This window comes from Kitasatospora sp. NPDC049285, from assembly GCF_040678815.1.
GTDB lineage: Bacteria > Actinomycetota > Actinomycetes > Streptomycetales > Streptomycetaceae > Kitasatospora.
On sequence record NZ_JBFAQR010000058.1, the window covers coordinates 36,606 to 46,965 of the forward strand.

Annotated in this window: 9 protein-coding genes; 7 read left to right on the top strand and 2 right to left on the bottom strand. The window is 72.2% G+C overall.

Annotated elements, in window-relative coordinates; genetic code table 11:
• Positions 1 to 12 precede the first annotated feature (12 nt).
• The 6 genes from AB0K51_RS28070 (at position 13) to AB0K51_RS28095 (ending at position 7,005) form a co-directional block, all read left to right on the top strand.
• Positions 13 to 1,542, top strand: a complete 1,530-nt coding sequence (locus AB0K51_RS28070; RefSeq protein ID WP_363459946.1) for a cellulose binding domain-containing protein — start codon at positions 13 to 15, stop codon at positions 1,540 to 1,542.
• A gap of 116 nt (positions 1,543 to 1,658) precedes the next feature.
• The gene (locus AB0K51_RS28075; RefSeq protein WP_363459947.1) at positions 1,659 to 2,990 is read left to right on the top strand and encodes a sugar ABC transporter substrate-binding protein; all 1,332 of its coding nucleotides are present in this window, start codon (positions 1,659 to 1,661) and stop codon (positions 2,988 to 2,990) included.
• Complete coding sequence (locus AB0K51_RS28080; protein ID WP_363459948.1) at positions 2,990 to 3,889, top strand: sugar ABC transporter permease; 900 nt, start codon at positions 2,990 to 2,992, stop codon at positions 3,887 to 3,889. The genes AB0K51_RS28075 and AB0K51_RS28080 overlap by 1 nt, the downstream gene beginning before the upstream one ends.
• Positions 3,886 to 4,758 carry a carbohydrate ABC transporter permease gene (locus AB0K51_RS28085; RefSeq protein ID WP_363459949.1) on the top strand — a complete coding sequence of 291 codons (873 nt, stop codon included), beginning with the start codon at positions 3,886 to 3,888 and terminating at the stop codon, positions 4,756 to 4,758. The genes AB0K51_RS28080 and AB0K51_RS28085 overlap by 4 nt, the downstream gene beginning before the upstream one ends.
• 58 nt (positions 4,759 to 4,816) lie before the next feature.
• Complete coding sequence (locus AB0K51_RS28090; RefSeq protein WP_363459950.1) at positions 4,817 to 5,743, top strand: 5-dehydro-4-deoxyglucarate dehydratase; 927 nt, start codon at positions 4,817 to 4,819, stop codon at positions 5,741 to 5,743.
• Positions 5,743 to 7,005, top strand: a complete 1,263-nt coding sequence (locus tag AB0K51_RS28095; protein WP_363459951.1) for a glucarate dehydratase family protein — start codon at positions 5,743 to 5,745, stop codon at positions 7,003 to 7,005. Before AB0K51_RS28090 ends, AB0K51_RS28095 begins: the two co-directional genes overlap by 1 nt.
• Positions 7,006 to 7,089: 84 nt before the next feature.
• Here AB0K51_RS28095 and AB0K51_RS28100 read toward each other — a convergent pair whose 3' ends face one another.
• On the bottom strand, positions 7,090 to 7,941 hold the full coding sequence (locus AB0K51_RS28100) for an SDR family NAD(P)-dependent oxidoreductase (protein ID WP_363459952.1): 852 nt from the start codon (positions 7,939 to 7,941) through the stop codon (positions 7,090 to 7,092).
• 99 nt (positions 7,942 to 8,040) lie between these two features.
• On the opposite strand from AB0K51_RS28100, the gene AB0K51_RS28105 reads away from it, so the two are divergent.
• Positions 8,041 to 8,499: a MarR family transcriptional regulator gene (locus AB0K51_RS28105; RefSeq protein WP_363459953.1), complete on the top strand. Its 459-nt coding sequence runs from the start codon at positions 8,041 to 8,043 to the stop codon at positions 8,497 to 8,499.
• A gap of 37 nt (positions 8,500 to 8,536) precedes the next feature.
• On the opposite strand, the gene AB0K51_RS28110 is transcribed toward AB0K51_RS28105, so the two are convergent.
• Positions 8,537 to 10,096 (bottom strand): beta-N-acetylhexosaminidase, encoded by a 1,560-nt coding sequence (locus AB0K51_RS28110; protein WP_363459954.1) that lies wholly within the window; start codon positions 10,094 to 10,096, stop codon positions 8,537 to 8,539.
• Positions 10,097 to 10,360 lie beyond the last annotated feature (264 nt).

Below are 10,360 nucleotides of genomic sequence, written 5' to 3' on the forward strand. Positions count from 1 at the left end.
CGGAGGAGAGCCATGCGCAGATCAGTACTCGGGGCCCTCGTCGCGGCCTCGCTCGCCGTCACCGCCGGCCTGGTGGCGCTGCCCGCGCACGCGGCGGCCGCGCGGCTGACCGCCTCGTTCGCCCGGACCTCGGTGTGGAGCAGCGGCTACGGGGCGCAGTTCACCATCGCCAACGGCGGCGACGCCGCGGCGAACGGCTGGAAGCTGGAGTTCGACCTGCCGGCGGGGACGACGGTCTCCAGCAGCTGGTCGTCGACCCGGACGCAGAGCGGACAGCACTACACCTTCGTCAACGCGAGCTACAACGGGACGGTCGCCGCGGGCGGCTCGACCGGCTTCGGCTTCAACGCGGCCGGGCTCGGCGTGCCGCTCAACTGCACGCTCAACGGCGCCCCGTGCGCGGGGGGCCCGAGCCCGACGCCCAGTCAGAGCCAGACCAGGAGCCCCTCGCCGACACCGTCCCCGTCGCCCACGCCGAGCCCGTCGGCCAGCGCCTCGCCCAGCCCGACCGCCAGCCCCAGCCCGACCGCCAGTCCGAGTCCGAGCCCGAGTCCGTCAGGTTCGACCGGTCCGGTGGTGGACGTCTCGACCGCCGGGCAGCTCTCCGCCGCGCTGGCGGCGGCCGTGCCGGGGCAGACCATCCGGCTGGCGGCGGGCGAGTACCACGGCGCGTTCCTCACCCAGCGGGCCGGCACCGCGAAGGCACCGATCACGCTGACCGGGCCGCGGACCGCCGTGCTGGTCAACGACGGGCCGCTCGGCAACGCGCCCGACTGCCCGACGCCGACCGCGGGTTGGGACTCCGGCTACGGCCTGTGGCTGTCCGGCGCGCCCTACTGGAACCTGACCGGGTTCACCGTGAAGGAATCCAAGAAGGGCGTGGTGCTGGACGACTCGCCGCACGTGGTGATCGACGGGCTGTACGTGCACCACACCGACGAGGAGGGCGTGCACTTCCGGCGCTCCTCCGCGGACGGGGTGATCCGCAACTCGGTCATCGAGTACACCGGCCTGGTCCAGCCCGGCTACGGCGAGGGCCTGTACCTGGGCTCGGCGAACTCCAACTGGGCCTGCCACGGCAACACCGGGGGAGTGGACCGCTCCGACCGGGTGCTGGTGGAGAACAACCGGATCGGGCCGTACGTCGCCGCCGAGGCGATCGACGTCAAGGAGGGCACCTTCGGCGGGACGATCCGCGGCAACACCTTCGACGGACGCGGCGTCAGCGGGCAGAACTCCGCCGACTCCTGGATCGACGTCAAGGGCATCGACTACCTGATCGAGGACAACACCGGAACCTTCTCGGCGCCGGGCACCTTCGCCAACGGCTACGAGACCCACAACCCCGGGACCACCCCGTCCTTCCCGAACGGCTGCGGCAACGTCTGGCGGGGCAACCGCTCCGACCTGGGCGGCGTCGGCGCCTACGCCATCAAGATCACCTCCCCGTCGTCCTGCACGGCGGACCCGAACGTCGTGTACGCCTCCAACACGGTGGCGCACGCGGTGTCGGGACTGACCAACGTCCCGGTGACGCCCTGACCCCCGGACGGGCTGCTCCGGCAGCCCGTCCGGCAGGCCTAGTACGGAAAGCTAACTTTCCCTACAAATTGGTCACATACAGAGAATCCGTCCACATACGTAGACAGGCAGGTCTGATGCCCACCCGCACCGCTCGCACCTTCGCCGTCCTCCTGGCCTGCGCCACCGCCCTCACCGGACTCGCCGGCTGCTCCGGCTCGGGCGACCAGAGCGCCGACGACAAGGCCCAGTTGGAGATCTGGGTGCGCAAGCCCCCCGGCTCCAACACCGAGAAGACCCACCAGCAGCTGGCCGAGCGGTTCACCGCGCAGACCGGCATACCCACCCACGTCACCGCGCTCTTCGACGACTTCGAGACCAAGCTCCAGCAGGCCGCCGCGCAGAAGAAGCTGCCTGACCTGATCGTCAACGACACCGCCCAGCTCGGCACCATGCTCAAGCAGGGCCTGCTGCGCAGCGTCGACAGGAAGTCCCTGCAGGGCGGGGACCAGCTGATCCCCGCCACCTGGGACGCCGCCAAGGGCCCCGACGGCGCGTACTACGGCGTGCCGTTCTCCGCGCAGAGCTTCGCGCTCTTCATCCGCAAGGACTGGCGCGAGCGGCTCGGCCTGCCGCAGCCCACCAGCTGGGACCAACTCGACGCGCTGGCCACCGCGTTCACCACCGGCGACCCCGACGGCAACGGCAAGAACGACACCTACGGGTACGTCGTCCCCGGCACCACCAAGCGCGGCTACCTGGACTGGTACTACTCCAGCTTCCTGTGGTCCGGCGGCGCCGACTACTTCACCGGCACCCCCGGCAAGCTCAAGCCCGCCGTCGACAGCCCCGCCGCGCTCGCCACCGCCCAGTGGCTGAAGAAGCAGTTCTGCACCGACAAGAGCGTCGTCCCCGGCGCGGTCACCGCCGAGACCACCCAGGCCCACCCGATGTTCGAGACCGGCAAGGGCGGCATCTACCTCACCGGCCCGTACAACATGGCCCGCTTCGACAAGAGCCTCGGCAAGGACAAGTACGAGGTCGTCCCGCTGCCCGCCGGGCCCGGCGGCCAGGCCGCCGTGCTCGCCGAGGGCGAGAACACCTACCTGATGGCCGGCTCGCACAACCCCAAGGGCCAGCAGAAGTACGCCGAGTACCTGATCAGCGCCGAGGGCCAGACCCTCGGCATGGCCGGCGACACCGACGGCAACGTGGTCCGACTGCCCGTCAACAAGCAGGTCGACCTGGCCAAGGTGCGCACCGACCAGCGCTGGCAGGTCTTCGACCAGGCGTTCCGGCAGGCCGGGCGCTACACCCCGGTGGTGCCCGAGTGGACGCCGTTCCGGCAGGCCTCCGCCGACGCGCTGAACGGCCTGGTCGCCGACTGCGGCTCCGACCCGAAGGCCGTGCTGGGCAAGCTGGCCGGAACCTTCGCCGAGGAGCTCAAGAAGCAGGGGGCGGGGTCCTGATGGCCGCCCGCGGCACCGGGGCGGCGGCACTGCGCCGCAGCCTCAGCCCCTGGCTGTTTCTCGCCCCGGCGCTGGTGCTCTTCGGAGCGTTCAAGTTCCTGCCGATGTGGCGGGCCGTCACCATGAGCGTCCACCAGGTGCGCCCTTACCTCGGCGACCGCTGGGTCGGCGGCGACAACTACCACCAGGTGCTCACCGACGACGCCTTCCTCGGCGCCATCGGCCGCACCCTGCTGCTCGCCGTGGGCCAGACCGGCGGCTCGATCCTGCTAGGACTGGCCCTCGCCCTGCTGCTCGAAGGCACCGCCCGGCACCTGTGGATCGTCCGCACCGCGGTCTTCCTGCCCACCGTCACCGCGATGGCCGTGGTCGCCGAGGTCTGGCGGATCCTCTACTACCCGGCCGCCGACGGCGCGGTGAACACGCTGCTCGGCTACGTCGGCGTCGGACCCTCGCAGTTCCTCAACAGCCCCGACAGCGCCCTGTGGTCGGTGATGGGCGTCGGAATCTGGCGCGGCGCCCCCTACGACATGATGATCTTCGTCGCGGCGCTGGCCGGCATCGACCGCACCCTGTACGAGGCCGCCGCCGTCGACGGCGCCGGCGTGCTCCGCCGCCTCGGGCACGTCACCCTGCCCGCGCTGCGCCCCGCCTTCACCATCCTGCTCACCCTCGCCGCGCTGCGCGGGCTGCGGGTCTTCACCGAGATCTACCTGCTCACCAACGGCGGCCCCAGCGGCTCCACCGAGGTCCTGATGACCCTGGTCTACAAGCTCGGCCTGGAACGCGGCGAACTCGGCGTCGCCTCGGCCGGATCCATGGTCCTGCTCGCCGCCTCCGTCCTGCTCACCCTCGCGCTGCGGCTGCGGCGCGACCGCACCGGAAAGGCCGCCCCATGACCCGCCGACCCGCACGGCGCGGGCCCCGGCTGGACACCGCGCTCGGCCTGGAACACGCCCGCGGACCGCTCGCCGTCCTCGCCAGGACCGTCCTGTACGCCCTGCTGGTCCTGGTCTTCGCCGGACCGCTGCTCGCCGTGCTGGCCGGCTCGTTCAGCAAGGTCAACGACCCGACCGCGCTCAGCCTGCTGCCCGACCACCCCACCCTGGCCAACTTCCGGGCCGCCGCCGACCGGCACGTGCTCGCCTACCTCGGCAACTCCTTCCTGGTGGTCGGCGGAGGGCTGCTGCTGCAGATCGCCGTCTCGCTCTCCGCCGGCTACGCGCTCTCCCGCCGCCGATTCCCCGGACTGCGGCTGGTCTTCCTGCTCGTCCTCAGCACCATGATGCTGCCCGACGAGGTGCTGGCCATCCCGCTCTCCCTGGTGCTCTCCGACCTCCACCTCACCGGCAGCCTCTGGGGCATGATCGTGCCGGTCGGCGCCTGGGCGTTCTCCATCCTGATCACCGCCGAGTTCATGAAGGACATCCCGGTCGAACTCGAGGAGGCCGCCCGGATCGACGGCGCCGGGGAACTGCGGATCCTCTGGTCGGTGATCCTGCCACTGAGCAGACCCACCCTCGGCGTCATCGGCATCTTCGGCTTCACCATGATCTGGGACCAGTACCTGCTGCCGCTGCTGGTCGCCACCGACTCCCGGCAGTTCACCCTCCCGCTCGCCCTGCGCACCCTGCGCTCCGACGAACAGGTCGGCACCGGCGTCCTGCTCGCCTCCGCGCTACTCGCCCTGCTGCCCAGCGTGCTGGCCTTCCTCGCCATGCAACGCCAGTTCATGCGCGGACTCACCTCCGGCGCCGTCAAGGGCTGACCGCCCCCGGCACCGTCGAAGGCCCCACTCCGCCGTCCCGCAAGGAGACCCCACCACCATGCCCGGCCTGCTGTCCTTCCCGCTCACCCCGTTCACCGCCGATGACCGGCTCGACCTCGACGTCTTCGCCGAACACCTGGAGCGGCAGATCGCCGCCGGCCCCGCCGCCCTCTACGTCGCCTGCGGCACCGGCGAGTTCACCGCGCTCGCCCCCGACGAGTACCGCCAGGTGGTCGCCGCCGCCGTCAAGGCCGCCGACGGCCGACTGCCCGTCATCGCGGGCTGCGGCGGCGGCCCGCAGATCGCCCGCGAGTTCGCCCGCGCCGCCGCCGACTGCGGCGCCGACGGCCTGCTCCTGCTGCCGCCCTACCTCACCGCCTCCACCCCCCGCGGCCTGGTCGGCCACGTCCGCTACGTCGCCGCCGCCACCCCGCTCCCGCTGACGGTCTACCAGCGCGCCAACGCCGTCCTCGACGAGGCCGCCGTCCTCGACCTCCTCGACCTGCCCACGGTGGCCGGCGTCAAGGACGGCCGCGGCGACGTCGACGCCATGCTGCGCCTGGTCACCGCCGTCCGCAGCTCCGGCCACCCGCGCGCCGAGGAGTTCGGCTTCCTCAACGGCCTGCCCACCGCCGAACTCTCCGCCCAGGCCTACCGCGCCATCGGCGTCCCCAGCTACTCCTCCGCCGTGCACTGCTTCGCCCCCGACCTCGCCACCGCCTTCCACCGCGCCCTGCACGCCGACGACCACCACGCCGTCCGCCTGCTGCTCGCCGAGTTCTACCTGCCGTTCGCCGCCCTGCGCGACCAAGTCCCCGGCTACGCCGTCGCGTTGGTCAAGGCCGGGGCCCGGTTGAGCGGCCTCGCGATGGGACCGGTCCGCCCGCCGCTGGTCGACGCCACCCCCGACCACGAGCGGCAGCTCGAAGCCCTCGTCGCACGCGGCCGTACCGCGCTCGCCGTCCTCGCGGCCCGGGAGGCGTGATGCGGATCCGCGAAGCCGTCGTCACCCCGATCGCCTTCCCCGACCCGCCACTGCTCAACTCGGCCGGTGCCCACGAACCCTGGGCCCTGCGCGCGATCGTCGAACTGCACGGCGAGGACGGCCTGGTCGGCCTCGGCGAGAGCTACGGCGACGCCCCCCACCTCGCCCTGCTGCGCCGCGCCGCCGCCGCGCTGCCCGGCCTCGACGCGTTCGACACCAACGGCCTGCTGCGCCGCGTCGCCACCGCCCTCGGCGACGCCGACACCCCCGACCGGCACGGCCTCACCGGTCCGTCCAGCACGCAGAAGACCACCCTGCGCGTCCTCAGCCCGTTCGAGACCGCCTGCCTCGACCTGCAGGGCCGAGCCGTCGGCCGGCCCGTGGTCGACCTGCTCGGCGGCCGGGTCCGCGACGAAGTCCCGTACTCCGCCTACCTGTTCTACAAGTGGGCGGCCCACCCCGAGGCGCCCGGCGACCCCGACCCGTACGGCGAGGCGCTCGACCCCGACGGCATCGTCGCCCAGGCCCGCGCGCTCGTCGAGCGCTACGGCTTCCGCTCGATCAAGCTCAAGGGCGGCGTCCTGGCGCCCGAGCAGGAGATCGACGCCGTCCGCGCGCTGCGCGCCGCCTTCCCCGACCACCCGCTGCGGCTCGACCCCAACGCGGCCTGGACGGTGGAGACCTCACTCGCCGTCGCCGCCGAGACCGCCGGACTGCTGGAATACCTGGAGGACCCCACCCCCGGCATCCCCGGCATGGCCGAGGTCGCCCGCAAGGCCCCCATGCCGCTCGCCACCAACATGTGCGTGATCGCCCCCGACGACATCCCCGAGGGCTTCGGCCGCCGCGCCGTCGGCGTCGTCCTCGCCGACCACCACTACTGGGGCGGGCTGCGCCGCTCGGTCGAACTCGCCGGGATCTGCCGCACCTTCGGTGTCGCCGTCTCCATGCACTCCAACAGCCACCTCGGGATCAGCCTCGCCGCGATGACCCACCTCGGCGGCGCGTTGCCCGAACTCACCCACGCCGCCGACACCCACACCCCCTGGCAGCTCGGCACCGACGTGGTCACCGCGCCGCTGCCGATCACCGACGGCGCCGTCCGCGTCCCCGACACCCCCGGCCTCGGCGTCGAACTCGACCGCGACGCGCTCGCCCGGCTGCACGAGAACTACCGCCGCTGCGGCATCCGGGAACGCGACGACACCGCCTACCGCCGCCGCTACGAACCGGACTTCAGGAAGCGCCGACCGCGGTGGTGAGAAGGGAAGGAGAGGCAGGGGAAGGCGAAGGGAGGGGCGGGAGGTTGGTGGGTGGCGCGCCGGGGCGTCCGTGCTGACGGAGCGTCAGGCCAGGCCCACCCAGCCCGCCGTCAGGTTCTGCACGGCCGAGCCGTCCGCGTCGGCCAGCTTGGTGCCGACGAAGCCGCGGGCCCACTCCGAGGTCTGCAGGCGGAACGGCGGCCGCTCGGCGGTCAGCGCCTCGACGATCGGGGCGACCGCGTCCGCCGGGCTCTGCGCGTTGCCGAACGAGGCCAGGGTGCGCTCGATGTACGCCTTCATGGCCGGGGCGTACGGTCCGGCCGCCGCCAGCAGCGCGGGGATGTCCAGCTGCTGGCTGGCCACGAACTCGCTGGCCACCGCGCCCGGTTCGACCACCGTCACGCTGACCCCGGTGCTCGCCGCGACCGGGGCCAGCGACTCCAGGAAGCCCTCGGCGGCGAACTTCGCCGCGCAGTACGCCTCGTTGAACGGCTGACCGACCACGCCGCCGACACTGGTGACGGTGACCAGTCGGCCGCCCGAGGCCCGCAGGTGCGGCATCGCGGCGCGGGTGACCTCCACCACGCCGAAGAAGTTCACCTCCATCGCCCGGCGGAACTGGTCGGTCCCGCTCTGCTCCACGGTCCCGACCACGCCGGCGCCCGCGTTGTTGACCACCGCGTCCAGCCGCCCGTGCGCGGCCACCACCTGCTCGATGCAGTCCGCCACCGAGGCCGGGTCGGTGACGTCCAGCGCCCGCACCTCGATCCGCTCGGCCACGCCCGCGGCCTCGGCCGCCTCGCGCAGCCGGTCGGCCTTCGCGGTGTCGCGCATGGTGGCGACCACCAGGAAGCCGGCCTCGGCGGCGGCCAGCGAGGCGGCCAGGCCGATGCCCGAGGAGGTGCCGGTGATCAGGACGGTGCGGGTGTCGCTCATGGGGGTCTCCAGGCGTCGGGACTGCCGCGCGCCAGCTGCGTGCGTGCACACGCACTTTATGACCGTGTGCGCGCACACGCAAGTTGGTACGGTGGGCACATGACGCGCTCCGACCTCACACTCGGCGAACTCTCCGCCCGTGACCACGCCTTCTACGGCCTCGTGTGGGCCGGGGCCACCCTGACCGCGGCCGCCGACCGGGCGCTGCGCCGCACCCACGACCTGCCGCTGTCCTGGTTCGAGGTGATGCTCTGGCTGCACGGCCAGGACGGCCCGGTCGCCGCCACCGACCTCGGCGACAAGACCCTGCTCAGCCGCAGCCAGGTCTCCCGCGTCGCGGACGCCCTGCAGGCCCGCGGCCTGGTCGAACGCCACCCCTCGCCGACCGACGCCCGCTCCGTCCGGATAGCCCTCACCGACGCCGGCCGCCACGCCTTCGCCGAAGCCGACGCCACCCGCCGCGCCGCCCTCGCCGAAGCCTTCGACGACCGGCTCGACGACGCCGACATCCAGGCCCTGGAGACCGTCTGGGCCAAGCTCAAGCGCCGCGAGCCGTAGCGCCGCACCGTCCTGGTGCCGTTCAGGTGACGTCCCGTCAGGAGCCGGTCGGCCAGGTGATCTGCGGGGAGTGGTAGTAGTTGACGCCCATGGTCTTCCAGCGCGGGCCCTGCGCGCCGAGCCGCTGGTCGAAGGCGCTCACGCTGTGCGTGGACCACGGCGACCAGCCCAGTTCCGCCAGGGCGGGCAGGCGCGGGAAGGCCAGGTACTCGATGTCGGCGGAGGTCTTCACCGTCTCCGTCCACAGCGGCGCCTCGACCCCCGCCACCGAGGACTCGCCGACCCCGCTCAGGTAGGCCCCCGGGTTCCAGTCGTACGCGGTGTTGACCTCGATCAGCCCCGCCCACTTCTGCCCGATCGGCGTCTTGCGGGTGTACTTCATGTCCAGGTACGCCTTGTTCGCCGGCGACATCACCACCTTGGTGCCCCGCCCGGCCGCCGCCGCGGTCGGCGCGTCCGTGGTGGTCGTGCCCCAGAACTGCGCGACCGTCGAGGGCAGCAGCGAGGCCGCCGCGATGTTGTGCCAGCCGACCACCGTCTTCCCGTGCGCGGCGACCACCTGCTGCACGCGGTTGATGAACGACACGTAGTCCGAGGTCGAGGTCGAACTCGCCTCGTCACCGCCGATGTGGAGGTACGGCCCCGGGGTGAGCGCCGCCAGCTCGCCGACCACCTGGTCGACGAAGGTGTACGTCAGCTCCAGCGGCACGCACAGCGAGGAGAAGCCGACGTTGGTGCCGGTGTACAGGGCGGGCGCCGTCCCGTTGCAGTTCAGCTGGGCGTACGAGGCGAGGGCCGCGTTGGTGTGCCCCGGCATGTCGATCTCGGGCACGACGGTCAGGAACCGGGCGGCGGCGTAGGCGACGATCGCCGAGTAGTCCGCCTTGCTGTAGTACCCGCCCGGGCCGCCGCCCACCTGGGTGGAGCCACCGTACGCCGCCAGGTTGGGCCAGCTGTCGATCGCGATCCGCCAGCCCTGGTCGTCGGAGAGGTGCAGGTGCAAGTAGTTGACCTTGTACAGCGCCAACTGGTCGATGTAGCGCTCCACCTGAGCCACCGTGAAGAAGTGGCGGGACACGTCCAGCATCGCCCCGCGGTCGGTGAACCGCGGATAGTCCAGCATCGTCCCGCCGGGCACCGTCCACGGGCCGGACTGCACGGTGGTGCTCATCACCTTCGCGGGCAGCAGTTGCAGCAGGGTCTGCACCCCGTGGAACAGTCCGGCCGGCTGGTCGGCGCGGATCACCACGCCGGTCGGGCCCGCGGTGAGCTGGTAGCCCTCCGGTCCGACCTGGGCCGGCGCGCCGCTCAACTGCAGCGCGATGCTGCCGCCCGCGCCGGCCGACACCGGGAGCGCGAAGCCCGTCGAGGCGCGCAGCGTGGTGGCCAGGTAGCCGGCCACCCCCGCGTCGTCCGAACCGATCGTGGCCGCCGAGCCGAGCGTGAAGGTACTGCCGTCGGTGGTCGCACTGACCGGAGCCGGGACCACCGTGTTCGGGAAGGCCGCCGCAGCGGCCGGTCCGGCGCCGGCGCTGACACCGGTGGCAGCCAGGCCCACCACCGTCAGCAGCGCGAGCAGTAGTCGTCGCAGTCGCATGGGATCGTCTCTCCTCCGATGGTAAGGGAACCTTACTTACCGGGCGTGCGCGGGGAGAGTAGGACCGTAGGGTGGCGCCGTCAAGAGGGCGGGCGACCGGCAAGTTGATCGGTGCACCCCTTGACGAGTCAAGTAATGGTCCTTAACTTTATCGACACTACCCGTCCGCCCCCCCATGTCTGGAGTTGTTCGGTGTCTGCTGGGTTCACGCGAAGAATCGGTCTGTTCCAGGCCACGGCGATCAATATGAGTCAGATGTGTGGG

Bases quoted from the DNA above. Each gene is read 5' to 3' on its own strand.
- AB0K51_RS28080 (WP_363459948.1), top strand. From the start codon at position 2,990: ATGGCCGCCCGCGGCACCGGGGCGGCGGCACTGCGCCGCAGCCTCAGC.
- AB0K51_RS28085 (WP_363459949.1), top strand. From the start codon at position 3,886: ATGACCCGCCGACCCGCACGGCGCGGGCCCCGGCTGGACACCGCGCTC.
- AB0K51_RS28105 (WP_363459953.1), top strand. From the start codon at position 8,041: ATGACGCGCTCCGACCTCACACTCGGCGAACTCTCCGCCCGTGACCAC.
- AB0K51_RS28075 (WP_363459947.1), top strand. From the start codon at position 1,659: ATGCCCACCCGCACCGCTCGCACCTTCGCCGTCCTCCTGGCCTGCGCC.
- AB0K51_RS28100 (WP_363459952.1), bottom strand. From the start codon at position 7,941: ATGAGCGACACCCGCACCGTCCTGATCACCGGCACCTCCTCGGGCATC.
- AB0K51_RS28070 (WP_363459946.1), top strand. From the start codon at position 13: ATGCGCAGATCAGTACTCGGGGCCCTCGTCGCGGCCTCGCTCGCCGTC.
- AB0K51_RS28090 (WP_363459950.1), top strand. From the start codon at position 4,817: ATGCCCGGCCTGCTGTCCTTCCCGCTCACCCCGTTCACCGCCGATGAC.
- AB0K51_RS28095 (WP_363459951.1), top strand. From the start codon at position 5,743: ATGCGGATCCGCGAAGCCGTCGTCACCCCGATCGCCTTCCCCGACCCG.
- AB0K51_RS28110 (WP_363459954.1), bottom strand. From the start codon at position 10,096: ATGCGACTGCGACGACTACTGCTCGCGCTGCTGACGGTGGTGGGCCTG.